Genomic DNA, 26,154 nt, shown 5'->3' with positions numbered 1-26,154 from the left:
TTCCTCGTCACTTCGGCGCCTGGAAGAGAATCTCCGCGTGGGAGTCCAGGAGATGCTGGGCCAGGGTTTCGACGGTCGGGTACTCCAGAACTGCGGTGACCGCGAGCGTCAGGTCGAACTCCCGGTTGAGCCGGGTCACCAGGCGGGCCAGCCACACCGAGTCGAATCCGTGCTCGCTGAACGGGACGTCGTCAATCACCTGGTCGGGCCGGGCCTTCAGCATCTCCGCGATGATTGCCCGCAACCGGTCGCGCAGCCATTTCGACTCATCCGGCGTCTCCGTCGTGGAGGACGGCACGAACGCCGCGACTGTCGGCTGGGGCAGCCAGTACCGCTCCGACTCGAACGGGTAGGACGGCAGCGGGATCCGCCGGCCGGGGGCGTCGGCGAACAACTTCTCCCACGGCACGTCGGCGCCCCGGCACCACTTGCGGCCGAGCTCGAGCAGGCCGGCCACGTTCGTCGGCCGCTGCCCGGGCACGCCCCCGACCCCACCGGCGGCGCCGTTGCGGGCGTTGCCGACCACCAGCTCCGGCCGGGGCTCGGCGCGGGGCGAGGCCAGCTCGGCCAGCACCTCGTCGAGTTCCTCGATGGTCTGGACGGCGACCGCGGCCCGCACTCCGAACGCCTCGCGGCCGGCGCGCAGGGTGTGTGCCACGTCGCGAAGTCGGAGACCGCCCCCGGCCAGCGCGGCGCGCAGGCGGGCGGCGCTGTTCGCCAGGGCCTGGCGGCTGCGGGCGGACAGGATGATCAGCTCCGGATCGTCGACCGGCTCGTCCCGGGGCGCCTCGGCCGGATACTCCTCCAGCACGACGTGGGCGTTCACGCCGCCGGCGCCGAACGCGTTGACGCCCGCCCGTCGGGGCAGCTCGCGACCGTCCTCGTCAGTCTTGGGCAGCCACGGTGTCGGCGAGGTGGGCACCCGGAACGGCGTACTGTCGAAATCGATCTTGGGGTTTGCCCGATCGGCGTGCAGCGACGGGACGATGGTGCGGTGCCGCAGCTGCAGCAGCACCTTGATGAGCCCGGCCATGCCGGCCGCCGGCTCCAGGTGACCGAGGTTGCTCTTGACGCTGCCGACCATCACCGAGCCGGGTTCGACGCCGTGCGCGCCGTAGGCCTTGGTGAGACCCCGGATCTCGACCGGGTCGCCGACCGGCGTGCCCGCCCCGTGCGCCTCGACGTAACCGATGCTCCGCGCGGAGACCCCGGCGATGTCGAGGGTCCGCAGGAACAGCTCGGAGTGGCGGTCCGACTCCGGCACCGCGAACCCGACACTGCGGCCGTCCGAGTTGGTCCAGCTACCCCGGATCACCGCGTGCACGTGATCGCCGTCGGCCCTGGCCTGACTGAGTCGCTTGAGGACGACGGCAGCCACGCCCTCACCGAGCGCGATACCGTCCGCCCCGTCGCCGAACGGGCGGCACGCGCCGGTCGCGGACAGCGTTCCCATGCTGGTGTACTGCACCAGACGCCACGGGTGCAGGATCAGGTTGGCCGCGCCCGCGATGGCCGCGTCGACAGTGCCGTGCCGCAGCGCCTCGCAGGCCAGGTGCAGGGCGACGAGTGAGCCCGCGCAGGCCGCGTCTACCGTCATGTTCGGCCCGTGCAGGTCGAAGAAGTGCGACACCCGCAGCGCGAGCTGGGAGATGTTGTTGTTCGCGTACGCGTCCACGCCGGCCATCGAGGCCTGCGCGCTCAGCACGGCGTAGTCGCAGGCGGTCGCGGCGACGTAGACGCCGACGTTGTGGCCCAGCGACTCCCGGGTGTGCCCGGCGTCCTGCAGCGCCTCGTACGTCACCTCGAGGAAGTGCCGCTGCTGCGGGTCCATCGTCTCCGCCTCGCGTGGCGCGATGCCGAAGAACAGCGCGTCGAAGCGATCGACCCCGTCCATCAGGCCGGCCCACCGTGAGTGGGTCTTGCCGGGCTCGAAGTCGCCCGCGTGATACAGGGGCTCGTGGTCCCACCGGTCCGGCGGAATCTCCCGGATCGCGCTGCGACCCTGCACCAGCAGGTCCCACAGGTCGTTCAGCGAGGGTGCGCCGCCGAACCGGCCCGAGACACCGACGATCGCGATCGGCTCGTCCGACCGGTCCGCCACCGTTTTCGGACCCGGCGCCGGTGCGGCTGCGGGGTTGGCCTTGAGCAGCCCGGTGAGCACGCCACCCGGCCCGACCTCGTGGAACTCCGGCGCCGGCAGGCTGCGCAGGTAGCGCACGGTGTCGGTCCAGCGCACCGGCGAGGCCAACTGCCGGGCCAGCATGGCGGGGATCTCGCCGGGCCGGTGCGGTGCCGCTGTCACGTTCGACAGCACCGGGATGACCGGCTCGGCGAACTCGTAGCCGGAGAGGAGCTCGGCGAACTCGGCTGCCGCGGCTGCCATGTGCGTCGAGTGCGGCGCGGTGGTGAGCGACACCCAGAAGACCGCGGGCGCCTCCTCGCCGAGCAGCCGGGCGACCGCCCGCAGCTCCTCCTTCGGTCCGGCCAGTCCCACCTGCTCGGGCGAGTTGAACGCGGAGAACTCGACGCCGTCGTGCCCGCTGCGGCGCAGCAGCTCGGCGATCCGCTGCACCGGCAGACCAGCCACGGTGATCAGAGCCCCGGAGTTGCTGTCGGCCATCAGCCGCGCGCGCTCCTTGACGATCTGAAGGCCGGTACGGAAGTCGAACACTCCCGCCGCGAACAGCGCGACGCACTCCCCCAGGCTGTGGCCGGCGACGACGTCCGGGCCACCCTGCCGGTCGACCTCCTCGAGGTGGGTGAGCGCGTCGACCACGTACATCGCCGGCTGGGTGAACCGGTTGTCGCTCAGGCGTTCGCTGGGGCCTTCGAGGCACAGCTGCTCGATCGAGTAGCCCAGCACCTCGTCGGCTTGGCGGACCAGGTCGGGGTGGCGGGCGAACAGGTCCCCGCCCATCCCCACGCGGTGCGAGCCGTGCCCCGGGAAGAGGAAGATCTTCGTCATGCGCCGGCATCCGCGGTGACCGAGCGCTTGCTCTCCACGAAGGTGACGATCGCGGAGATCGACCGGAAGTTCTCCAGGCGCAGGTCCTCGCTGACGATATCGAGGTCGAAGGTCTTCTCCACCCATGTCAGGACCTGCACCGCGAACAGGGAACTCACATACCCCGATTCGAAGATGTCCTCGTCATGGCCGACCTTTAGGCCGTTGAGGTGCGAATAGATAAATTCCTCGATCAAATCGATGTCGCTCATTGGTTCCCCTCACACGTAGCTGTGGAATCCCTGACCGGACTTCCGGCCGAGCCGGCCGGCGTGCACCAACTTCTTGAGCAGCGGGCACGGGCGGTACTTCGGGTCGTTGAAGCTGTCGTAGAGCACCTCGAGCGACAGCAGGACGGTGTCCAGTCCGATGAGGTCGCACGTCTCCAACGGCCCCATCTTGTGCCCGAAGCAGTCGACGAAGAGCCGGTCGATGTCCTTGGCCGACGCCACGTCCTCGTACAGGAGGAAGGCGGCCTCGTTGACGGTCAGCATCATCACCCGGTTGGTCACGAAGCCCGGGGAGTCCTCGACCACGATGCTGTCCTTGCCGATCGCGGTGAACAGCTCGCGGGTCCGCTCGATCGTCTCCGTCGACGTGTGGTAGCCGCGGATGACCTCGACCACCGGTTTGAGCGGAACCGGGTTCATGAAATGCGTCCCGATGACCTGCGCGGGGCGCGAGGTGACGCCTCCGAGCCGGGTCACTGAGATCGCCGAGGTGTTGACGCCGAACACGGTGTGCGGTGGACAGATCCGGTCGAGCTGCCGGTAGATCGGCTCCTTGACCGCCCAGTCCTCCGTCGCGTTCTCGACGACGTAGTCGACGTTGGCGAATCGCTCGAGGTCCACGGTGAGATCGATGCGCGACATCAGCTCGTCCGGATCGGCCTGCGGCTGACCCTTCGCCTGGCCGAACATCCGGTAGGTGAAGTGGTTCCGCTTGATCTCCCGCTGCGCCCGGTCGAGGATCTCCTCGGAGATGTCCATCAGCAGCACCGGGATGCCACGCTCGGCGAACGCGTGCGAGACGCCGATGCCCATCGTGCCGGCGCCGACCACGCCGACCTGCTTGACCTGCTTGGTCTCCATGCTTCTCCTTCCCGACGGCCGGCTTAACCGATGCCGACCGCAGAAATCGATTCGGCCCGACGTACGGCGTCGGGCCACTGAGCGGAATCCAGGCCGTACTGGCACAGGAACGCGTAGGTCAGGCGCTCCAGGCCGATCCCGGTGCAACCGGTGTACGCCTGGGCCCCGTCGGCGTGGGAGATGCCGAAGGCCTTGCTGAAGATCTGACCGTGCAGGTTGAACGAACCGACCGCGATGGTCCGGTCCGCGGCGACGGGAAGGCGCAGCTCGTACTTCAGCTCGAGCAAGCGTTGGGAGGTGATCCGGGCGCCGGTGTCCTGCCGGCCGAAGAACGGGTCGTTGGCGACCTCGCAGTGCCCGGCCAGGTCGAGGCCCTCCAGCAGCTCGAAGATCCGGCCGATGAACCGTGATCTCGCGTCCACCACGAAGTCCTGGGTGCCCAGGAAGACGGTCTCGCGGATGGTGAAGTCCCACAGGCGTTCCAGGGACTGCCGGTAGCGCGACTCGAAACGGAAAGACTTGCCCCGCGAGGTGATCACCCGGTTAGCCGTCGGCTTCTCGGCGAACTGGCTGAACGTGTGGTAGCACATGGTGGGTGGCAGTGCGTAGTCGAGGTTGCCGCACCGCTCGTACAGCGCCCGGCGGTCCAACCGGCCGGCCGACACGTCCTCGAGGAACTCCTGGTAGGTGTCCATGTCGCTGTGCAGCCGGGTGACGAACATCAGGTGCTGCGGGAACGACGCGAGGTAGCCGCAGCGCCGCAGCGTGTCCAGCGGGATCAGCGTGGGATAGCGGTACTCCCGCGCGCCGAACTCCTCCGCGACCATGGCCCGGACGGACCTGTCGAAGAAGCCCATGACCTGGCAGAACTCCTCGCCCACCGCGATCTGGCCCTCGCCCAGCTCGTAGGCGATGCCGCGCTCGACCATGTTTTCGTAGACACCGGTCAGCACGGAGCGCTCGCTGGGCGACCGCCAGGTCTCGCGGGCCGGGTTCGGATAGAGCGCGAGCACGTCGTTCTTGATCATCTGGTGCAGCTTGCGCTCGAGGTCCGCCGGATCGGCGGGCTCGCGGGTCCGGACGTCGATGCCGTCCACCACGTCGCCGTCGCCCAACAGCGTGAACTCCTCGATGAGCTCGGAGACGAAGAAGACGCGCGACCTCAGTTCGGCCTCGTGGATATGCGGAACCGGGTCCGCCAGGGTGATCCGGTACTGCGGCATGGGTCAGACCCTCCCGCTTCCGGGCATCCCGGCCAGCGAAGCGATGACTTCGCGTTGGATCTCCGAGGTGCCGCCGTAGATGGTTCCGCCGAGCGCGTCACGCAGCTCGCGTTCGACGCCGAACTCGGCGAGGTAGCCGCGGGCGCCGTGGATCTGCATCGCGTCCAGCGCGGCCTGCACGTGGCTCTCGCTGATGAACAGCTTCGCGATCGCGGCCTCGGCGAGGGCGATCTTGCCCTGCTGCTTGAGCCAGCCGACCTTGTAGATCATGAGTTTCGCCAGTTCCAGCCGAACCTTCATGTCCGCGATCCGGTGCGACACCGCCTGGTTGGCGCCGACCGGCCGGCCGAACTGCTCGCGCCTGCGGGCGTGCCGGACGCAGTCCTCCAGAATGCGTTCCATGACGCCAACCTGGTTGGCGAACATGAAGCAGCGTTCCCACTCGATCGTCGACGTGAAGATCGAATAGCCGTCGCCCTCGCGTCCCAGCAGGTTGTCCGCGGGCACCCGGCAGCCGGTCAGGGTGACCTCGCCCATCGGGGTCGAGCGCAGCCCGGACTTCGTCCACTGCCGGGTGACCTCGAGGCCGGGGCTGTCGGCCGGCACCACGAACGCGGAGAGCGCGTCCTGTCGCCGGCCCGGTTCACCGGTCCGCGCCAGCAGCACGAAGACGTCCGCGATGCCGGCGTTGCTGATGAAGGTCTTGGTGCCGGTGAGCATGTACTCGTCGCCGTCACGCACCGCGGTGGTACGCATCGACAGGATGTCCGACCCGGCGTGCTCCTCGGTCAGGGCATGCGCCCCGATCAGCTCGCCCGCGCACATCTTGGGCAGGAACCGTTTGCGCTGCTCGTCGTTGCCGTGCTGCTGCAGGTAGACCGCGCACGCCCACAGGTGGTTGTTGATCACGAAGACCAGGCCGTTGTCGCGGCAGGCGTAACCGAGCGCCTCCATCGCGATCACCGTGGACAGCGGGTCGAGCCCGACCCCGCCGAACTCCTGGGGGATCGGCCAACCGAGAACGCCGAACCGCGCGCACCGCTCCCATCCGTCCAGAGAGAACCGCATCTCACGGTCGTCGTCGGCGCCGTCGCCGAGTTCCGCTCGCGCGAAGTTGATGATCGAGCGGCGCAGCGCCCGCTGCTCGGGTGAGAGTGCGAAGTCCAACTCAAGCCCCCATTCTTGGTTGTCGTTTCCGGGTCAGGTCCGGGTGCCGGCGCGGCTGCGCAGCAGCACCTTGTCGGGCTTGCCGGCGTTGGTCAGCGGCAGTTCGTCGAGGACATCGACGACCTGGGGAACGTGGGCGGGCGACAGCGCCTCGCGCAGGTGCGCCCGGACGTCGTCGACGGTCAGGGTGGCACCGGGCTGGAAGGCGATCGCGCACTGCAGGGATTCGACGCTGTCCTCGTCACGCCGGCCGAACACCGCCGCCTGACGGATCCCGTCGAGGGTGAGGATCTCGGCCTCGACCACCGCCGGGTGGACCTTGACGGCGTCGACCTTCACCACGTCGGCGAGCCGGCCCAGCAGGTGCAGGTAGCCCTTGTCGTCGCGGTAGCCGGTGTCGCCGGTCGCGTACCAGCCGTCCCGCAGGACCCGCGCGGACAACTCCGGGTCGTTCCAGTAGCCGTCCATCATGGCCGGCGAACACATCCACACCTGGCCGGTGTCGCCGTCGGGGACCTCGGCCGCAGACTCGGCGTCGCGCACCGAGATCTCCACCCCGGGGAACGGCCGCCCGACCGTCGTGGACAGCCACGGGTCGAAGTGCCCGCCGGGGTCCAGAAACGTGACCCGGCCGCCCTCCGACGTGCCGTACACCTGCGCGAGCCGCGGCCCGATCAGGCGCGCTGCCCGGGCCACCCGGCTCGGCGCGGCGGCGGTGCCGCTGTAGATCAGCAGGCGAAGCGAGGAGAGCTGCGCGGATATGAAGTCCGGATTGCCGAGCTCCTCGAGGTGGTCGATCAGTTGGTAGAGGTGAGCGGTCGCAATGAACGAGCGAGTGACCTGCAGCTCCGCCACGTCCCGCAGGAACTGGCCGGCCTGGAACTCCTCCCGCAACACGACCGTCGCGCCCGTGAGGAGCAGGCCGTCCACCATCGGCCCCACCGTGTGGCTCAGCGGCGTGTTGACCAGCATCACGGTGCGGCCCTGGCCCGGCGGCTGAGCGGTTCGCACGGTGCTCTCCCACGCCCGCCCGGACAACCGGATGCCCTTGGGCCGCCCGGTGCTCCCGCTGGTGTAGCCGATCACCGCCAGACGCCGCGGATCCCACGGTTCGGCGCCATCCGGGACGACGAGATCGTCCCTCCCGGTGACGGGTCCGAGCACGGCGATGCCGGCCTCCTTCGCCAGCCCGCTCGCGAGACCGAGGTTCTCCTTGTCGGTGTAGACGACCGCGGCGCCGGTCTCGCGCAACACCCGCAACTGGTCGTCGGCGGAGAGGATCGCCGCGTTCGACCCGGGGTTGGAAGTCCGCAGGTAGCAGACAGCCGCGCCGCGCAGATGCGCCGCGTACCGCGCGGCGAGCATGTCGGGGCTGTTCGGCTCGACCAGGATGCCGACCACGCTGCCCGGCCCCGCGTCGAGCTCCCCCATGGCCCGGTACGCGGCGGCGACAACCCCGATGAAGCGGGCCCCGCTCACCTCCTGATCGCGCCAGTACAGGACGACCCGTTCCGGATCCTCGGCGAGAGCCGATAGGATGTCCGCCGCGTAGCCGCCGATCGGGTCCCACCAAGTCTTGCTGCTCATCGTTGTGGCCTCGTATTTCGTGAGCGCTTTTTCCCCGGCCAATCGTTTAGGGGTGGCCTCGGACGAACAACCCCAGACCGACCCCAGACGTCGTGAGCGCGCTCGCCGGGTCGCAATGGCCGCGGCCGGCCGGGGGACGGAAGTAGGGGGAATCCAGGGGTATTCGGTGAGGATTGATCGGCTATAGCGTCGGCGCGTCGGCTAGGTTCGAAGAGAGACGGTTCACGATGCGATCTCTGTCCGAGGCAGTCATCGGCGACGCCACGCCCGAGGAGCTCATGTCGGCGCCCGTGCCGGAGAGCTACCTCGCCGCCCATCTGCGAGCCGAGGACACCGGCATGTTCACCGGCATGTTCACCGGCGTGAACGACAAGGACGTACGCAAGTCGCTGCGCCTCGGCCGGGTGCCGATGCCCGAGCTCGCCCCCGATGAGGTCCTGGTCGCTGTGATGGCGGGCGCGGTCAACTACAACACGGTGTGGTCGGCCACGTTCGAGCCGATCCCGACCTTCCGGTTTCTGCGGCAGTTCGCCAAGCAGGGCGGCTGGGCGGCCCGGCACGACCTGCCCTATCACGTTCTCGGATCGGACGCCGCTGGCGTGGTGGTCCGCGTCGGCAGCGGTGTGCGCCGCTGGACGGCCGGGGACCACGTCATGATCAGTCCCTCTTACATCGACGATCAGGAGGCGGCGACCCACGGCGACGGCATGCTCGGCGACGAGCAGCGCATTTGGGGGTTCGAGACCAACTTCGGCGGACTCGCCGAGTACACGGTGTGCCGGGCCAGTCAGCTGATCCCGAAGCCCGGGCACCTGAGCTGGGAAGAAGCGGCGTCGATCCCGCTCTGCGCGGGCACGGCGTACCGGATGCTGGTCAGCGACCGCGGCGCCCGGATGAAGCAGGGCGACGTCGTCCTGATCTGGGGTGCGACCGGCGGCCTGGGCGGATACGCCGTGCAGTTCGTGAAGAACGGCGGCGGCATCGCCATCGGCGTCGTCAGCTCGCCGGAGAAGGCCGAGCTGCTGCGAACGCTGGGCTGCGACCTGGTGATCGACCGGGCCGAGCTGGGCCTCGACCGGCCGCCGCGGGACGCCGCCGAGTCGGTCGCCGCCGGCAGGCGGCTCGGCTCGCTGATCCGGGCCGGCGTCGGGCGCGACCCGGACATCGTCTTCGAGCACGTCGGCCAGTCCACGTTCGGCATCTCGGTGTTCGTGGCCCGGCGCGGCGGCACGGTGGTGACCTGCGGTTCGAGCACCGGCTACGAGCACCAGTACGACAACCGCTACCTCTGGATGAAATTGAAGCGCATCGTCGGCAGCCACTCGGCCAACCTGCAGGAGCAGTGGGAGTGCGCCCGGCTGTTCGAGACTGGCCGGATCAAGCCGATGCTGACCACCGTCAGCCCGCTCACCGACGTCGCCGAGGCGGTCCGCCAGGTGCAGACCAACCAGCACATCGGCAAGGTCGGCGTGCTGTGCCTCGCTCCCCGGGCGGGCCTCGGCATCACCGACCCGGTCCGGCGGGCCGAGCTCGATCAGGCTGTAGGCGCGTCGCGATGACCGCCGCGATTGGCATTCTCGGCACCGGCGCCTACCTGCCGAAGCAGGAGGTCGACAACGACGAGGTCGCCGCGATGGTGCCGGACGTGACGCCGGAACGGATCGAGCACAAGACCCAGATCCGTAGCCGCCGCTACGCCGCTCCGGACGAGGCGACCTCCGATCTGGCGGCCGCCGCGGCGAGACTGGCCCTGGCCGACGCCGGCCTGGCCGCCGAGGACGTCGACTACATCCTGCTCGCCACGTCGACCGGCGACTCCCCGCAGCCGCCGACCTCCTGCCGGCTGCAGAGCCTGGTCGGCGCCCGCCGGGCCGCGTGCGTGGACGTCAACGCGGTGTGCGCCGGTTTCGTGTACGCGCTGGGCATGGCCCGGGCACTGTTGGCTCTACAACCGGGAAGCACCGCGCTGGTGGTCGGCGCGGACATCTACTCCCGCATCCTCGACTACCGCGACCGCAGCACCGCGATCCTGTTCGGCGACGGCGCCGGCGCGGTGGTGCTGGGCGCGGTGCCGGCGGGGCGGGGCATCATCGACATCGGTCTCGCGTCCCGCGGCGAGGCGATGGACCTGATCCGAGTCGAGGCGGGCGGCAGCCGCATCCCGCCTTCCGTGGAGAGCGTCGAGAGCGGCGGCCACTACTTCCGGATGCAGGGTCGCGGGGTGAGCGAGTTCGTGATGGCCAACGTGCCGCCGATGATCGCCGCGCTGCTGGAGCGCAACGGCGCCACGCTCGCCGACATCCGCCACTTCGTGCCCCACCAGGCCAACGGCGTGCTGCTCACCGAACTGGTGAGCCGGTGCGGGCTGGACGGGGCACGCACCCATCGGACGCTGGCGGAGTACGGCAACATCGGCGGCGCTTCGGTGCCTGTCGCTCTCGACGCCGCCGCCCGGTCCGGCACGCTTAACGACGGCGATCTGGTGCTGTTGGCCGGCTTCGGCGGCGGAATGTCGATGGGCGCGGGACTGCTGCGCTGGTCGGCTCCGGTGCTTGAGGCAAGCCGATGAGCGCGCCGGTCGAACGGGTGGGTGTGGTCGGCTGCGGCGCCATGGGCACGGGTTTCGCCGTCCTCTGCGCGCGCAACGGCCGTACCGTAACGGTCGTGTCCTCGTCTCCGGCGACCGTCTCGCGGGGGCGGCAGCGTCTGCGCGAGTCCCTCGAACGGGCCGCGGCCAAGGGGAAACTTCCTGCCGGCGACCTCGACGCGGTGCTCGACCGACTGTCGGTCACGGCCGACCTCGCCGACCTCGCCGGCTGCCAGCTCGTGCTCGAGGCGGTGCCGGAGGACCTGGATCTCAAGATCGAGATCTTTTCCCAGCTCGACAAGGTCGTCCAGGATCCGGACGCAATCCTGGCCAGCAACACCTCGTCGATCCCGATCATCCGGCTCGCGCGGGCCACCGCGCGCGGCAGCCACGTCGTGGGCATGCACTTCTTCAACCCGGTGTCCGTCATGCCGCTGGTGGAGATCGTCGCCTCGCTGCTGACCGAGGACCGGATCCGGGACCGTGCGCAGGAGTTCGCCACCACAGTCCTCGGCAAGGAAGCGATCGTCAGCGGAGACCGGGCCGGGTTCGTGGTCAACGCGCTGCTCATCCCCTACCTGCTGAGCGCCGTCCGGATGCTGGAGTCTGGTTTCGCCACCGCCGAGGACATCGACCACGGCATGCTCCGGGGCTGCGGGCATCCGATGGGACCCCTTGCGCTGGTCGACATGATCGGCCTCGACACCGTGGGTGCGGTGGCCGATGCCCTGTTCGACGAGTTCAAGCAGCCGCTCTACGCGCCGCCGCCATTGCTCTCCCGGATGATCGACGGCGGAATGCTGGGCCGCAAGAGCGGCCGCGGCTTCTTCGACTACTCCTGACCGCGGCGACTACTCCTGATCGTGGCGTCCGGGAGGCGGAATCCCCCCGGACGCCAAGCGATCAGGCGAAGTCCACCGTGTAGAGCTCGAGGTTCGCCGGGAGACTCCGCCGGCCCTCGATGTGCAGCTTCCGGTACACGTTGGTCAGGTGCTGCTCGACGGTGCTGACCGTGACGTGCAGGAGCCGGGAGATCTCCCGGTTGGTGTACTTCAGCGCCGCCAGGGCGGCGACCCGCCGTTCGGACTCGCTCAACCGGGCGTTGGCGGCGTCCACCGTGTCGAGTGACGGCGCCAGGTTCGGCTCGACGCGGCGCAGTGCCGGCGATCGGTGCCGGATGTCCTCCAGCAGGGAGTTCGCGCCGCACTCGGTGGCGATGCCGACCGCCTGCTGGCTCATCACCACGGCCACCGGGTCCTCAACTTCCTGCAGCGCCACGCCGAGGTCGGCCAGCGTACGGGCGAGTTCGACCCGGTCGCCGGACCTGCGCAGCTCGCTGACCGCCTGCTGGAGCAGCAGCGCGCGCTTACGTGGATGGCTGATCGCCGCGCGCGTCCGCAGCGAGATGCCGCGGATCCACGGATGCCGGGCGTCCGGGGTGGACAACTGTTGCAGCACCAGCTGCTCGACCGCATCCGTCTCGCCCATCCGCCGCAGGACCTCGGCGGCCTCGGTGCGCCACGGGCAGATGACCGGCCGGTCCAGATTCCACTGCTTCATCATGCTGCCGGCCTGCAGGAAGTCGCCCAGCGCGGCGTGCAGCTGGTTGGTGGCCGCGAGGTAGCGGCCCCGAGCCCGCAGGTAGTTCAGCCCGTGGATACTACGGAACAGCTGGGCCGGCATCGGCTGGTAGACCTCGACCGCCGCCGCCGCGAAGTCTCGCATCTCGGTACGGGCGCGGATCAGGGTGGCGACCGCGCTGTAGGTGAAGACGCAGTTGCGCCCGCCCGGCACCAGGTCGAGCGCCTGCAGGGAGTAATGCTCGGCCCCCCGCAGGTCGCCCAGTCGCAGCAGCGCGAAGGCGAGCATCGAGGTGAACACGAACCGCCAGCCCCGGGCGTTGCGCAGCGCCGACTCCTCGAGCAAGGTGTGGCTCCAGCGAACCGCCCGCTGCGGGTCGTGCGAGCGGGCGAGAGCCGCGACCGCCTGGACGATCCCCGGCAGCGTCGGACCGGCCAGCGAGGTCGACTCCAGGAACCGCTCGACGTCGGCGACGTTCGCGTCCAGCAGGGCGAACTGATGCGGCTCGGCGATCGTCGCCAGGTGCGGGACGTCGGCGCCGGCGAACGACCCGACGATGTCGTCGGCCGGCGAGGCGCCCTCGGTGGCGCTGAGCGCCCGGTTGCGGATCTCGATGGCGTTGGCGATTCGGCCATGGGCGACGAGCAGCTGGGCAAGTGGCCACACGCTTTGCTCGGTGGCGTCTGCGGCCTTGAGCGTGTCGAAGGCGTCGTTGATGTGTCGTTCGGAAAGGGCCGGGTCGAGGCGCCAAGTGATCGCGGCCAGCCTCGTCTTGATCTGGCCGCGAAGTAGCAGGTCGGGACTGGCGGCGTGCGCGCGCTCGAGCAGGCGGGCGGCGTACCTCGGGTTGTCGTCGGCCAGCGCCTGCTCGGCGCCGGAGCGCAGGACGTCCACCACCCACGAGGGCTCGGCCTCGTTGGCCACGGACGCGACCAGGTGCTGGGCAACCAGCTGCGGCAACGCCCCGGTCTGGTGGAGCAGGCCGGCGGCCCGGCGGTGCAGCGCGCTCAGCTCGGATCGGGGCAAGTTGTCGACGACGGCGGTCCGGCCGACCGGGTGCCGGAAAACGGTGCCGTCGAGGATGCCGGACGCGTTCAGGGCCGCGAGTGCCTGCGCGACCGCGGACCGGGTGCTGCCGATCAGCTCGGCCAGCCGTTCCGGGCAGGCGCGTTCGCCGAGGACCGCCACGGCGGCGGCCAGGCGCAGGCCGTCCCAGTTGCTCCGGCGGGCGCAGGTGACGACGGCCTGGGCGAACGGGCCACCGGCGGCGGGAACCTCGCCGACCGAGTTGCGGCGCTCTGCGATCAGCGCCCGCAGCAGCAGCGGATTGCCGCCGCTGACCCGGCCGAACTCGGTCGCGTGGTCGGCCGCCCGCGCGGCGAGCTCGGGATAACCGCTGACGATCTCGGCCACCTCCCGGTGGCCGAGCCGCGACAACACGATGGGCCGGACGTTCCGCATCCGCAGAAGCTCGGTGCTGAACCCGGAGTCCAGCAGTGCGAAGTGGGCCGTCTGGCTGAGCACGACCAGGACGGGCGCCGTCCGGGTGAGCCGGATCAGGTACAGCAGGCCCTCGAGCGACGCGGCATCGACGTAATGCAGGTCGTCCACGAGGCACACCAGCGGCGCGTCGCCGCGGCCATCGAGCAGGTCCTTACAGATCCGGCGGATCAGCTCGGCCCTCGCACCGCCCTCGTCGATGGCCGGCACCTCGATCGGGACCGCCGCGCTCGACAACCGTCGCAAGGTGTTAAAAGGATTGTCACGGTCGTACTCCTCACCCGCCGTGCTGACCACGACGGCTCCGCTCGACGACGCCCGCTCGGCGAAGGTGGCGAGCAGCTCACTCTTTCCGCAACCAATCGGCCCTTCGACCAGGACGACCTGCCCATTACCTCGGGCGCACGCGGCAAGTGCGGAGTCAAGATCCTCGAGCTCCGCTATTTGTTTCGACAACAATTTTTCCCCCGTGGGTACCAGTGGTCACGACGGGTGACGACGAATGTTCGGCGATGAACACCAGTGATCCCGCGTCTGTGACCTAACAAACCACAGCAGCCGCTGTCAACCGCGGCCGGCCTGTATGAACGCGCCTGACCACCCGGGCGCTGAGATATTTCCCCCGTTGGAAGCAGCACAGCGTCCGCATGACGTGAGTCAATGTGCAGCCGGACCTTGGCGTGACCTCATTGATGCAAACCTAGGCGCATGGCGAGGCGTATCGCAAGAGTGATCTCAACTGGGTGAAGGTGTTGCCTGGAGCGGGGCCGGTGGTCGGCCGGCGAGAATGATGTTGTGGAGGTCGGCGATGTCGCAAGCGGCGTCGGCCATTGTGCGGACGGCGTGCCGGTGTCGGGATCGTTGGTGTTGGTAATCACGTGCGTTTTCCGGTCGCGCCCAGGGTCATCTGCAACCGTTCGCCGAGGTTGGTGTAGCTGGTCTGGTTGACGTAGATCTGCGCCGCAGAGAGGTCCGCGCAGGTGGGAAGCCCAGTCCGCGCTGTACGCCGACGCGAATCCCGAGTAGTCGACCTCGACCGTCACCTCACCGTCTGCGCGGTGACCGTCAGCCCGGCTGACCCGGCCGACCATGCCGGCGACCCCCGCGCGCCGCGACCCCCGGTCGGCGACCTCTATTGCGACCTTCCGAACAGGGTCCGTCACCACGCGCTTCGTTGGCCCCGCACGTGCCGGATTGGACACGGTGACCCAGATCGGGCATGGCGCAGGCCGGCTGTGGCCTGTCCCGCCGCAGCCAACCGAACCGTCCCGCGAACGCGTCGCACACCCTGGTCAGCAACCTGCCGCCACCGGGCACAGCTCTCCCTGCGACGCCGTCACCGCCTCCTGCGCGGCGCCCGTCCGGGCGGTGGCGGCTCGCAGAGTGGAGTCCGGTGACCATGGCTTGGCCACCGTCGTCATCTGCGCCGCCGCTTGCGGGGTTTCGACGACGAAGGAGTAGCTGACGCCCGTGGCTCGGGCCTGCACGATCAGGTCGACATCCGATTTGACGTTAGGTCGCGGTCGCGCCGTCGAGCTTCGGCTCGGGCAGGGCACCGAGCCACCCAGGGTGGTCCGCTCGGCGGCGTCGCCGACACGGACGAGGGAATCAGACTCGGCCGAGCGCGGACCCTACAGCCACAGGTCGAATGGGCCAGCGTTGGACCCGATCGATCCGTCGTCCTTGCGCTCCCATGTGAGGTCCACCGGCACCCACGGCACCGACGGCGTCCGGACCCGCTCGGGCGCAGAGTGAATTTCCGAGCGGAACGTTGCCGTCCGGCTACGCCCACTCCATCGACGTTTGCGTGGTCATGCCGGTGACCAACACCGGCTTGCGCGACTTGTGCGCCAACACCAACACCATTGCCGACGCCTCATCGGCCGCCTCCAACGGGCCGGACGCCGGCGCTTCAACCGCCGCGTCACCGCCTCGGCGGCGTCGGCAAACGACGGAAAAGACCAACCCCGCCGCGACGACGACCAGCAGCGCCAACGCGGCGGTTCGACCCCCACGTGACGCATCTCGTGTTCGCCACAGAGCGCGCAGGGACCAATGCACCCATCAAAGCGGTCATCCGAACAGCAGATGATGAGCAAATCACCGTCAGCTGCCGACTGTCGGGCCATTCGCCCAGCTCAAGGAACACCGCTTTCATCGATTACCGATTAGTATCAGAAATGCAAACTGGAGTTTGCCCAGAAATCCGATCACGTTAACCGAGGCCAGTTCAACGGTGGCCCTGGATCTGTTGCCCGAAACTTCGACGACACCTGCTTCACGAGCCACTCACGGTACAGCCGAGACGAAAACGATGGTGGACGCCGAATAATCCTCTGGCGCGTACGGGGCAGGGAGGCCCACTACGCTTCAACCCCGTTCACCTGACGTCGCCCAAATCGTCGGCGGACCAGTCGCGCACCTCGATGGGCCTGACCTGTCTGACAAACTCGGCCGGGCTGCTGTTCTATGAGCTGCCTCAGGTCCGCCGGCCTCCATTCCTACCGGCCGCCATGGTTCACCCGCTCAAAGCGCTCCGGTGCAGCCTCACCAAGGGCGCCTGGTCCGCAGCCACCTACCAGCCTGGCGCGCCCGCCTCTACACCAGCGCCAGCGGACTACCTGTCCGCCTCGGCCACGAGGATCCTTCGTAGGAATGCGTCCGCAGGCCGCTGCGCTGCTGGCCGCGCTCGACGACCCAGATCGCGGGTTCGACGCGATCGTGGTCGGCGAGTACGAGCGGGCGTTCTCCGCCAATCAGCTGCAGCACCTGGCACCCGTGCTCGAACAGCACGATGTGCAGCTATGGCTGCCCGAGACGGACGGGCCTGTCGGTCACGGCGATGCGGGGTGCGAGCGCGAGAGCAGGGACGGTATCTCGGAGGCCGCCCGCCCTACGGCTACCCACTCGTGGACGCCGGCCCCATCCGAACGCCGCCCAAGCGGGCTGGGGTCGCCGGCTTCAACGCCTCGAGCCGGATCCGACCACGGCCGGACACGTGCGGTGGATGTTCGCCCAACGTCTGGACGGCCAGAGTCTCGCCAGCCTGGCGCGCGCCCTCAACGACGCCGGCATACCGTGCCCGTCGGGCGTCGATCCCGACCGCAATCCCCACCACGGTGGCGACCGGTGGACCCTACGAACGGTCGCTGCGATACACGCCAACCCTCGCTACACGGGGACGGAAGGTCTGGAACCGGCAACCCGCGCACAACGGCTGCACCGAGCGAGAACCCATTCGGCGGAACCCGACCGTGGACCGGGTGGTCTCCACGCAACAGCCCCACATCGCGCTGATTGTGATCGATATGTGGTAACGATGTGTCGGAGGCGCTTCACGACCCATTGCCCCCGCCGTTGACGCTCAGCGCAACTCTGAAGCTCGCGCAAGCCTGCCAGTCCACACACCTGCCAGACGCCATCCGCGTTGTTGCCTCATGTGCCGCCGGCGGCTCGTCGGTACCGGTCGGCGAGCAGGTCCAGGTGGGCGATGAGCTCCGGAGGCTCGATGACCTCGAAGTCGGCGCCGAGCAGTCCGAACCAGACGGCAAGCTGCTCGAGGTTGTCCGACCCCGTCCGCACCTGGCAGCGGTTGTCGTCTATCACCTCCACCGGTCCTACGGCGGGTGGAAGTCGCTCCAGGACGACATCGGCGGGCAGGTGAACAATGATCGTCGCCCGGTGTCGCCACACCGCACTGCCGATGCCCCGCATCACGTACGTTCCGATGTCCACATCCGGCAGTGCGCGAGCGAGGAATCGAGGCCCGTGCGGTAGGCGCAGCGCCATACGGTCGACCCGGTACGTGCGCCAGTCCTTACGCTGGATGTCCCAGCCGACGAGGTACCAGCGTCTACCCCAGTTGACCAGGCGGTAGGGCTCGGCCTCGCGTCGGGACTCGACGGAATCGTGGGAGCGGTAGTCAAAGCGCAGCCCTTGCTGGTCGCGACAGGCTGCGGCGATCTCACTGAGCGTGGAGGCCGCGACCTGGTTGCCATCGGCGCCGGCAGAGACAGCGACGCTGTAATTCTGTAGAGCGTTGAGCCGGTTACGCAGTCGTGTGGGCAGCACCTGTTCGAGTTTGGCCAGGGCGCGGGAGGAGGATTCCTCGATCCCGGCCACGGAAGGTGTGGCGGTGCGCAGTCTGATGGCGATCGCGACAGCTTCGTCATCCTCAAGAAGCAGCGGCGGCAGAATGGCCCCGGCGGCGAGGCGGTAGCCACCGTCAGTGCCGAAGGTGGCGTGCACCGGGTAGCCGAGAGCACGGAGGCGCTCCACGTCGTTACGAACGGTTCTCGTTGTCACACTCAGCCGCTCGGCCAGTTCCGTGCCGCTCCACCTGCGCGGGGTCTGCAGCAAGGACAGCAGGCGGAGCAACCGCGCTGACGTTTCCAACATGCCGGAAGTTTTCCACGTCAGTAGGAATCTGATGTTCCTACTTTGCTGCCAGAGTCGGCGGCATGGACAACACGAAGGCACCACCCGGGCGCTGGATCGGCCCAGCAAGATCTTCTTCGCCGTCGTCGGGCCTCGACCACAGGTGACGAATTACGTCGAGGCATCTCAGAGCAGCTAGTAACCATTTGACAGCCAACTTTCCACCTCCTGTCACGCCTCACCGTCTCTGGAGCAATCAAATGATTTTAGTGACTGCGGCAACTGCGCCCGTGGGCCGTTCCATCGTCGAGCAGTTGGTACCGATCGGCGTACCGGTGCGGGCGCTGACTCGTGATCCCCAGCAGGCCAACCTCCCTGCCGGCGCTGAGGTCGTGGCGGGAGACATGAGCGACCCCGCGAGTCTGGCGGCTGCGGTACGGGACGTGGACGGCGTCTTCGTCCTTGCTATGGGGCCTGGGGTGCCAGAACTTATCGAGGCGGCGAAGAACGCGGGCGTCAGGCGCGTTGTATTCCAGTCGACGGCGGAGATCGACGACAACGCCAAGCAGCAGCCCAACGACATCGCGGTGTTACACCACGGGATCGAGCAGGCGATCATCCGCTCCGGCATGCAATGGACCTTCCTGCGGCTGGACCTCAACTCCGCCGACGCGCTGCATTGGGCCTTCGACGTCCCCGGCCAGCTCGCCGCCGGAGATGTCGTTCGCGGTCCCTACGCGGACGCTGCCGGTTCACCCATTCACCCCGCAGACCTCGCCGCCATCGCTGTTGTGGCACTGACGCAGGACGGGCACAGCGGGCAGCGGTACCACGTCACCGGACCACAGTCGTTTACGCACCGAGAACAGATTGAGCTGATCGGCAAGACCCATGGCCGGGAGTTGCGCTACGAGGAGATCGATCCCGCCGCCGCCCGCGCGAAGATCGCCCCACATGCGCCAGCGGATTTGCTACTCGCCACCTGGGAAGCCCACGTCAACAAGGCCGCACCGGTCACGGACGCGATCGAGCGAATCACGGGCCGCGCGCCCCGGAGCGTGCGCGAGTGGGCCGAGGCGCACCCGGCCTGAGGTGACCCCGATCGGGCGGCGGATATCGCCGCCGCCCGGTCACGGGCCTAACGGGTCGATATCGATCTGCGTGGAGGCCTCGGCCGCCGAATGGACCAGCCCCGGCAGCAATCTCGAACTGCGGTTGCCAGGAGCCGCTGCACGCACCGAGCACATCTTCGTCACGTTCAATCGGAGATCCTGTCTTAACCGACGGGAATCCCATTGGCGGCGAACCACCCGCCGATCCCCTGTACCGTGCCCGGCCCGAGCCGATCGAGCGCGCCAAGGTCCAAGACTTTCTCGGCCGGCACTGGAGATGCGACCCCAGGCGTCCGGCTTTGGTAGGACCGACAATGGGGGCACCGGATTCGGGTACCTCGGGCAGCTTGGTCAGCAAGCCGTCTCAACCAGAATCGCCCTCGTCGCGGGTGGCACCATCGAAGAATGCCTACGCAGCTCCTCGAGCGCCGGTCTGCGCTGACCACGCTGCGGGCCGCCGTCGACGCCGCGCTGGGCGGCGCCGGGTCGGTGGCGCTGCTCACCGGTGAGGCGGGGATCGGCAAGACGAGCGTGGTGCGTCAACTGCTCGCCGAGGTCGATCCGGCGGTGCGGACACTCTCCGGCGGCTGCGACGATCTGATCGCCCCTGCTCCTCTGGCGCCGTTGCGCGAGGCGGTGGCGAATCACGGGGGCCCTCTGGCGGCCGCCCTGGCCGAGCCGCACCCACCGACCGCGCCGAGCGCCGCGGCCAGGGCGTACCCGTTGGTGGCTGTGCTGCCCGCGATGCTGGCTGAGCTGCGCGGCGCCCCCGCGACGCTCCTCGTGGTGGAGGACATCCACTGGGCGGATGAGGCGACCATCGACGTGTTGGTCTACACCGCCCGGCGCATAGGGCCGCTGCCGGCCGTCCTGCTGTTGTCCATGCGGGACGACGTGGACGATGCGCACCCCGTGCACCGCCTGTTGGGATCGTTGACCGCGGCCCCGGTGGTCCGAGTCCCGCTGGCCCCGCTGTCCGCGGCCGCGGTGGCCCGGATGGCGGCCGGCACCGGCCACGACGGCGCGGCGCTGCACGCCCTGACCGGCGGCAACCCGTTCTTCGTCAGTGAGTCGTTGGCGTCCGACGGCTCGGCCGCCTCGGGGGCGGTGCGCGACGCGGTCCGCGCCCGGTGCCGCCGCCTCGCACCAGCCTGTCAGGAGGCGTTGGCGCAGCTCTGCGTGGTCCCGCGGGCGGTCGGGGTGGACCTCGCCGCCATCCTGCTCGGGCCGCAGGCGCTGGCCGCGCTGGCCGAGGCGGAGCAGAACGGGGTGATCGAGGTACGGTCGGACGGCCTGGCCTTCCGACACGAGCTGGCCCGACGGGCGATCGAGGCCGACCTGCCTGAGCTGCGTCGACGGCTGCTGCACCGCCGGGTGCTGGCGGCGTTGCGAGCCGAGTCGTCGCCGGACCGGGGGCGTCTGGTGCACCACGCGGTAGCCGGGGACGATCCGGCGACAGTGGTCGCGGTCGGCCCGAGCGCGGCCCGAGCCGCGGCGGCAGCGGGCTCGCACCGGGAGGCTCTGGTGCTCCTCGAGTCGGTGCTGCCCCACCGCGACCGGCTGGGTGGCGCGGAGAGCGCCGCGCTGTTGGACGAGTACGGCTGGGAGCTCTACAACGCGCACCGGTTCCACGAGGCGGTGCGGGCCGGCGAGCAGGCCGCCCGGGAGTACGCCGCGCTCGGCGACGAGCCGGCCCGGGGGCGCTGCCTGATCCGCGTCTCCCGGCACCAGTTCATGGCCGGCGAGACCGACGCCGCTGAGCGGACCGCGGGCGAGGCCGTGCGGATCCTCGACAAGGGGGCCGACGACGCGGCGGCGGCGCACGCGCTCCTCTATCAGGGCGCGATCCTGGCGTTGACCGCCGACTTCGCGCGGGCGGTCACCGCCCTGGAGTCGGCGCGCAAGCGGGCCGGGCGGGCCGGGCGCACCGACCTGGACACGCTGTGCCTCAACTATCTCGGCATCGCCCGGATCGAGGTGGGTGACGCCGGTGGGCTGGCCATGCTGCGGCAGAGCGTGGACACGGCCCGCGAGGACGGCTTGCTGGAGTATGTCGCGCGCGGCTACACCAACCTCGGCGAGATGCTCTTCCGGATGGGTGCCCTGGTCGAGGCGGCCGGGTGCGTGCGCGCCGGGCTGGCCTTCGCTGAGGAGCACGGCTTCTGGTCGCACGCCTACAACCTGCGGGTGCACCAGCTGCTGGTCGAACTGCGTCGCGGCGGCTGGGACCGCGCCGAGCCCGGGCTGCGTGCGCTGGCGCAGCGCCAGACTGACCCGGACATGCTGTACGTCTACAGCGTCCCCTGGTACGCCCGACTACGCGCCCGTCGGGGTGACCCGGCCGCCGCGCCGCTGCTGGCGCAGGCGTGGGATAGGGCTCGTCGCGGCCGGCTGTTGCTGGGCACGGCGTACGCCGGCCTCGCCTACCTGGAGTGGGCCTGGCTCACCAACGACAGTCAGCGCGCCGAGGAGGTCGCCGCCGAGCTGCTGCCCCGCCTCGCGCACCCGGGTGCCGCGCCGTTCCGGGCCGAGGCGGTGCGGTACCTGGCCCGCCTGAGCGTCGTCGTCGACCCGGTCAGCAGCCCAGTGACCGATGCCGCGGGCGCGCAGGCGTCCGATCTGGTGGTGACCCGGGCGTACGCGGCAGGTGTCAGTGGTGACTGGGCCACCGCGGCGGCGCTGTGGTCGAGCCATGGCGACCCGTACGAGCAGGCTCTGGAGCTGGCCGAATCCCCGGACGCAGACACGGTGGCCGGGGGTCTGCGGATGCTCGACGGGCTCGGCGCGGTGGCGGCGGCCGATCTGGTCCGGGGCCGGCTGCGTCATCGAGGTGCCCGGGTCCCGCGTGGGGCGCGCCGCGGCACCCGGGCCAACCCGGCCCACCTCACCGAGCGGCAACTGCTGGTGCTCAGCCAGCTCAGCGCCGGCCGGACCAACGCGGAGATCGCCGCCGACCTGGTGCTGTCGGTACGTACCGTGGACCACCACGTCGCGGCGATCTTCGACAAGCTGGGGGTGCGTACCCGGCAGGAGGCCGCGGCGGCCGCCCGCGCTCGGGGCATCGGCCCGGCTAGCGCCACGCCCGAGGCGCCACATCGGCCGGCGTGAGCACTCGACTCAGGGTGCCGGCGACGAAGTCACCGACGTAGGCCACGCCGGTGACCGGGTCGACCGCCACCGAGCACGGCGCGTCGCCCAGCTTGACCGCCACCCGCAGGGCCCGGGAGCGGCCGTCCACCATCAGCAGGCCGGCCGAGGTCGCGACGTAGCCGATGCCGGTCCCCGGTCGGGTGGCCACCGCCCGCCCCCCGCCGGGCACCGGCAGCACCGCGCCGGCCGGCACCGGCCGGGTGCCGCCGTCGGTGGGGAAGTCGCCCTGGTCGAGCACCACGACCGAGGGGTGCGTGGTGTTGCCGCCGAGACAGGACACGAAGATCAATCCGGCCGGTACGTCGACAGCCACGTCGACCGGCTGCAGCAGCACGTCCGGCAGGTCGATCGTGCCGGTGACCGCGTGCCGGCCGTCCGCGCGCCTGGTGATCACCGAGATGGCTGCCGTCTGCGGTACGCCGGCGCGGTAGGTCCGGGCAACGTAGACGCGTGCCGCGGCGCTGTCCACCGCGGCGGCGATGATCCCGGCGAAGCCGTCCGCGTCACCCACCACGTCAAGGTCGCTGAGGTCGGTCGGGGCGAGCACCCGCACATGCATGTCGACTCCCACCGGCGGCGCGCCGCCCTGGTGCACCACGTAGAGCCGCTGGGCGGCCGCGTCGAGCGCCACGTCGACCACGCCCAGCCCGATCGCCCTGCTGATCCCCGGTTGCGGCAGACCTGCGGCCACCTCGAAGCGCTGCACGGAGAAGTCGTGGTGGCCACCGTTGACCACGAATCCGTGGTTGCCCTGCGGCTGCACGGTGAGCGCGCGCGGCCCGTGCCCCACGGTGGCCGTCCGCGCCTGGGTCAGGGCCAGGTCCCAACTGCTCAGGGTGCCGTCCTCGTCGGGCCGGTCGGAAGGTGAGTGTGTGGCGAAGACCCGCCCGCCGGCTCCGTCGCGGGACACCGCCACCGCCGCGACCGCGCCCGGACCACCCAGCGACACCGTCGTCACCAGCGGCGCTTCCGGCACCGGTGGCGGTACGTGCACGATCGCCTCCCGCCGGACGCCGGCCAGGCTGGCCGAGATGTCGATCGGCTGCGGACCGGTGGGCGCCAGCACGTCGATCGCGAACTCAGCCGTGGAGGCTCCCGCGACGACGTCGACTCCCCCCGGGACCTTGATCAGATCGGGCCGGCTGCTGTGCAGGGTGACCCGCTTGCCGCCGGCCGGCGCCGGGCCGGTGAGCAGCACCCGGCCGGTGGCCCGGGCCCCGACGAAGAGCCCGGTGCGGGCATGTTCCACCCGTTTGAGCGACACCGAGTCGAGGGGCTCCAACGCCTCGTACTGGATGTTGACGTCGACCTGCTGCAGGCCGCTGAACGGAACGGTCACCGAGTCGTAGGCCAGCGTCCAGCCGCCGGTGAGGCCACGCCCGTACAGGCTGAACAGGTGCTCCTGACCGGTGACGGCGGCGGTGTCGCCGGTCCACACCTGGGTGGCCGGTTCGAAGCGCAGCACCAGCTCCTGGGTGGCCGGTGGACCGGTCAGGTCGTGTACGCCGAGATCGAGGTCGCGCTGTTGGGAGAAGCCGGCATGCGTGATCGTCATCGGCAGGCTGTTGTCGTTGCCGGCCATCCCCCGCAGGTTGACGGTCACCCCGACCACCTTCAACTCGGCCAGCCCGGGCGGCAGCTTGGCCAACGGCAGGTCGAACCACAGCGACTTCGCGTTGACGAACCGGTTGATCGCCGCGGTGTGCGTGTTGACGGAGAACGCGTTGTGGATCACCTGGGTGCCGTCCTGGACCACGAGTGACCGCCCCTTGGCCCGGTGCCTGTCGCGCTCGGCCACCGGGTCCCGGGTGAAGATGGCGTTCATCATCAGGTCGTAGCCGCCCACCGGGAAGTCGGGCGTGAGCTTCTCGTCCAGGTCCAGATCCAGGGCCGGGTAGGCCAGCGCCGCGGTCTGTCCCGAGATGCTGCCGGGGTTGCCACGGTCCAGGATGGAGAGCTTCAACGCCCGCTGGGCCCGCTGGCTCCAGTGGTCCAGGGCGTCGAAGAGGCAGAGCAGGCCGCGCAGCAGTCGGGACACCGGCGACTTGGCCGGCCGGTCGTCGGTGTCCACCGAGTCCAGGTCCCGGATCGCCTCGCGGGCGCGCCGTTTGAGGTCGGCGACGGCAGCCGTCGTGCCGGCGATCTGCCGCAGCCGCAGTGTCGCCAGCCGCCAGCTGTGGCAGGCCTCGGTCATCTCGATCAGCAGGTTCCGCAGGGGTTCGTCACCCTGGGCGGCGCGCAGGTCGGCGGCGACCCGGCGCAGGTGCACGACCCGCCCGGAGCCGGGGGTGCCGAGCTGGGCCCACTGACCGTGCGCGGCCAGGCCCACACCTTCGGCGGCCAGCTGGATGGTGGGGGGCCGCCCGGCGAGGTAGGGGCCGCCGGCCGCGGTGGCGGCGTCGACAAGCAGGGTGGTGTCCGCCGGCAACAGCAGCCCCACGGCGCCCTGCGGCTGGGTGGGGTCGGGTGCGCCGAGCACCTGGGCGATCGTGGTGACCAGGTCGGCCCCGGAGACAGCGCCGGATCCGTACGAGATCAGCGCCTCGGCGACGGTCAGGTCGCCGAGCCGTTCCTGGATGCGCAGCACACTTTGACCGATCAGCTGCCCGGAGTCCTGTTGGGCCTGCTCGGCGGCTGCGCGTCGGCGCCGGGCGCTGTCCCCGATGGTCTCCTCCAGCGGCCCCTGGTCGCCCAGCAGCGCGGTCAACTGGGTGCGGACCGCCTCCCGGGCCCGCTGGAGCCGTTGCTGGTCGCCGGCGAGCAGCAACGCGCCGTCGCCGGGCGCGAACAGCGCCGCCCGCAAAGTGTCCGCCGCCGCGCGCCACTGCCCGGCGTAGAAGTCGACAGCCGGCACCAGGTCCAGCTCCAGGTCGCGCTCCACGCCGATCTCGGTGCGGTGATCGGCCATGAGGGCACGCAGCTGTGGTGCCATGCTGCCCGGGCGAAGGTGCTCGGCGGCCGCGTACTCCCGTTCGGCCTCGATCAGGTTGCCGGAGCGGAACTCGTACCACGCCTGTCTGCCGCGCTGTTCGGCCCAGCGGTCGCCACCGCGCCCGGAGAGCTGTGGGCGTAGCTCCTCGTCGTACTGCTCGGGGGTGCGGGCCAGCACCTCGGCGGCGCGGGCGCCGCCCTCGCAGCCCGGCTTTCCCGGCGGCCCCTGCGGTCCCTGGTTCTCCGGTTCGTTCGGAATGCCGGGCCCACCTGGTCCGCCGTCGCCGCCCGCGCCGCCCGGGCCGCCGACTCCGGTGAAGGTGTTGGTGCCGGAGGCCTCGACGAAGTGGACGTGCACCGGACCTCCGGCTCCGCCGGGGCCGCCCGGACCACCTCGCAGACCAGGATTTCCGCTGGTCGGCGGCGGGGGCGGTGGCGGTAGCGGCAGCGCGGTGGTCCGCGCGACGCCCGGGTCGTTTACCGGTGGGCCCGGGTCGCCTGTCGCACCCGTGCCGCCCTGCTGCCCGGTGCTGGTGGCGGAGACGCCCGTCAGCCTGCGGGCATGGATCACCAACTGGCGGCCGGCGAGACCCTCCTCGCCCTGCGCCGCGGTGCCGGGCACCTCCATCGCCAGCGAGGGCTTACCGGCCGGGCCTTCGCCGACCACCTCGTCACCGACGACGAAGACGTCGCGGAAGCCGCGGATCACCGCGCCGAGCAGCACCACCCGGCGGCCGATGAGGACCAGCGCTCGGCCACCGCTGGCGGGCGAGGGCGGCAGAGCGTCGACGAACGCCTGATCGATGCGGATCTCGTCGCGGATGTGCAGTCCGAAGACGTCCAC

18 protein-coding genes are annotated in these 26,154 nt (G+C 70.1%); 6 read left to right on the top strand and 12 right to left on the bottom strand.

Features of this window, described 5'->3' with window-relative positions:
- Positions 1 to 7: 7 nt before the first annotated feature.
- Genes ACGFIE_RS25475 through ACGFIE_RS25450 form a run of 6 tightly spaced genes read right to left on the bottom strand, consistent with a single transcriptional unit; the run spans position 8 to position 8,072 of the window.
- Positions 8 to 2,965: a beta-ketoacyl synthase N-terminal-like domain-containing protein gene (locus tag ACGFIE_RS25475; RefSeq protein ID WP_393298921.1), complete on the bottom strand. Its 2,958-nt coding sequence runs from the start codon at positions 2,963 to 2,965 to the stop codon at positions 8 to 10.
- Positions 2,962 to 3,216 (bottom strand): phosphopantetheine-binding protein, encoded by a 255-nt coding sequence (locus tag ACGFIE_RS25470; RefSeq protein WP_393298918.1) that lies wholly within the window; start codon positions 3,214 to 3,216, stop codon positions 2,962 to 2,964. The genes ACGFIE_RS25475 and ACGFIE_RS25470 overlap by 4 nt, the downstream gene beginning before the upstream one ends.
- Before the next feature lie 9 nt (positions 3,217 to 3,225).
- A complete protein-coding gene (locus ACGFIE_RS25465; protein ID WP_393298915.1) occupies positions 3,226 to 4,095 on the bottom strand; it encodes a 3-hydroxyacyl-CoA dehydrogenase family protein in 870 nt (289 codons plus the stop codon).
- Positions 4,096 to 4,118: 23 nt separating this feature from the next.
- Positions 4,119 to 5,318: a hypothetical protein gene (locus ACGFIE_RS25460; RefSeq protein ID WP_393298912.1), complete on the bottom strand. Its 1,200-nt coding sequence runs from the start codon at positions 5,316 to 5,318 to the stop codon at positions 4,119 to 4,121.
- 3 nt (positions 5,319 to 5,321) lie between these two features.
- The gene (locus tag ACGFIE_RS25455) at positions 5,322 to 6,485 is read right to left on the bottom strand and encodes an acyl-CoA dehydrogenase family protein (protein ID WP_393298909.1); all 1,164 of its coding nucleotides are present in this window, start codon (positions 6,483 to 6,485) and stop codon (positions 5,322 to 5,324) included.
- A gap of 33 nt (positions 6,486 to 6,518) precedes the next feature.
- On the bottom strand, positions 6,519 to 8,072 hold the full coding sequence (locus ACGFIE_RS25450; protein WP_393298906.1) for a class I adenylate-forming enzyme family protein: 1,554 nt from the start codon (positions 8,070 to 8,072) through the stop codon (positions 6,519 to 6,521).
- Between the two features lie 227 nt (positions 8,073 to 8,299).
- On the opposite strand from ACGFIE_RS25450, the gene ccrA reads away from it, so the two are divergent.
- The 3 genes from ccrA to ACGFIE_RS25435 are packed head-to-tail and all read left to right on the top strand — an operon-like array spanning position 8,300 to position 11,501.
- The gene (gene ccrA, locus ACGFIE_RS25445; RefSeq protein ID WP_393298903.1) at positions 8,300 to 9,631 is read left to right on the top strand and encodes a crotonyl-CoA carboxylase/reductase; all 1,332 of its coding nucleotides are present in this window, start codon (positions 8,300 to 8,302) and stop codon (positions 9,629 to 9,631) included.
- The gene (locus ACGFIE_RS25440; protein WP_393298900.1) at positions 9,628 to 10,641 is read left to right on the top strand and encodes a 3-oxoacyl-ACP synthase III family protein; all 1,014 of its coding nucleotides are present in this window, start codon (positions 9,628 to 9,630) and stop codon (positions 10,639 to 10,641) included. The genes ccrA and ACGFIE_RS25440 overlap by 4 nt, the downstream gene beginning before the upstream one ends.
- Positions 10,638 to 11,501, top strand: a complete 864-nt coding sequence (locus tag ACGFIE_RS25435; RefSeq protein WP_393298897.1) for a 3-hydroxybutyryl-CoA dehydrogenase — start codon at positions 10,638 to 10,640, stop codon at positions 11,499 to 11,501. Before ACGFIE_RS25440 ends, ACGFIE_RS25435 begins: the two co-directional genes overlap by 4 nt.
- 61 nt (positions 11,502 to 11,562) lie before the next feature.
- Here ACGFIE_RS25435 and ACGFIE_RS25430 read toward each other — a convergent pair whose 3' ends face one another.
- The 4 genes from ACGFIE_RS25430 to ACGFIE_RS25415 form a co-directional block, all read right to left on the bottom strand.
- Positions 11,563 to 14,196 carry an AAA family ATPase gene (locus ACGFIE_RS25430; protein WP_393298894.1) on the bottom strand — a complete coding sequence of 878 codons (2,634 nt, stop codon included), beginning with the start codon at positions 14,194 to 14,196 and terminating at the stop codon, positions 11,563 to 11,565.
- An 836-nt stretch (positions 14,197 to 15,032) separates the two neighbouring features.
- On the bottom strand, positions 15,033 to 15,227 hold the full coding sequence (locus ACGFIE_RS25425; RefSeq protein ID WP_393298891.1) for a hypothetical protein: 195 nt from the start codon (positions 15,225 to 15,227) through the stop codon (positions 15,033 to 15,035).
- Positions 15,228 to 15,522: 295 nt separating this feature from the next.
- On the bottom strand, positions 15,523 to 15,735 hold the full coding sequence (locus ACGFIE_RS25420; protein ID WP_393298888.1) for a hypothetical protein: 213 nt from the start codon (positions 15,733 to 15,735) through the stop codon (positions 15,523 to 15,525).
- A gap of 603 nt (positions 15,736 to 16,338) precedes the next feature.
- Positions 16,339 to 16,533, bottom strand: coding sequence for a hypothetical protein (locus ACGFIE_RS25415; protein WP_393298885.1), 195 nt, complete (start codon positions 16,531 to 16,533; stop codon positions 16,339 to 16,341).
- Position 16,534: 1 nt separating this feature from the next.
- On the opposite strand from ACGFIE_RS25415, the gene ACGFIE_RS25410 reads away from it, so the two are divergent.
- Positions 16,535 to 17,101, top strand: coding sequence for a recombinase family protein (locus tag ACGFIE_RS25410; protein ID WP_393298882.1), 567 nt, complete (start codon positions 16,535 to 16,537; stop codon positions 17,099 to 17,101).
- Between the two features lie 74 nt (positions 17,102 to 17,175).
- Here the strand turns inward: ACGFIE_RS25410 and ACGFIE_RS25405 are convergent, their stop codons facing one another.
- Complete coding sequence (locus ACGFIE_RS25405) at positions 17,176 to 18,138, bottom strand: helix-turn-helix transcriptional regulator (protein ID WP_393298977.1); 963 nt, start codon at positions 18,136 to 18,138, stop codon at positions 17,176 to 17,178.
- A gap of 239 nt (positions 18,139 to 18,377) precedes the next feature.
- On the opposite strand from ACGFIE_RS25405, the gene ACGFIE_RS25400 reads away from it, so the two are divergent.
- Both ACGFIE_RS25400 and ACGFIE_RS25395 read left to right on the top strand, forming a co-directional pair.
- Positions 18,378 to 19,208 carry an NAD(P)H-binding protein gene (locus tag ACGFIE_RS25400; protein WP_393298879.1) on the top strand — a complete coding sequence of 277 codons (831 nt, stop codon included), beginning with the start codon at positions 18,378 to 18,380 and terminating at the stop codon, positions 19,206 to 19,208.
- A gap of 426 nt (positions 19,209 to 19,634) precedes the next feature.
- Entirely contained in the window at positions 19,635 to 22,337 is a 2,703-nt protein-coding gene (locus ACGFIE_RS25395; protein ID WP_393298876.1) for an AAA family ATPase, read from the top strand.
- Here ACGFIE_RS25395 and ACGFIE_RS25390 read toward each other — a convergent pair.
- Positions 22,300 to 26,154: a hypothetical protein gene (locus tag ACGFIE_RS25390; RefSeq protein ID WP_393298873.1), complete on the bottom strand. Its 3,855-nt coding sequence runs from the start codon at positions 26,152 to 26,154 to the stop codon at positions 22,300 to 22,302. The genes ACGFIE_RS25395 and ACGFIE_RS25390 overlap by 38 nt on opposite strands.

The organism is Micromonospora sp. NPDC049275 (genome assembly GCF_043197115.1).
Classification (GTDB): Bacteria; Actinomycetota; Actinomycetes; order Mycobacteriales; family Micromonosporaceae; genus Micromonospora.
This window is presented reverse-complemented; position numbering and strand designations above follow the sequence as displayed.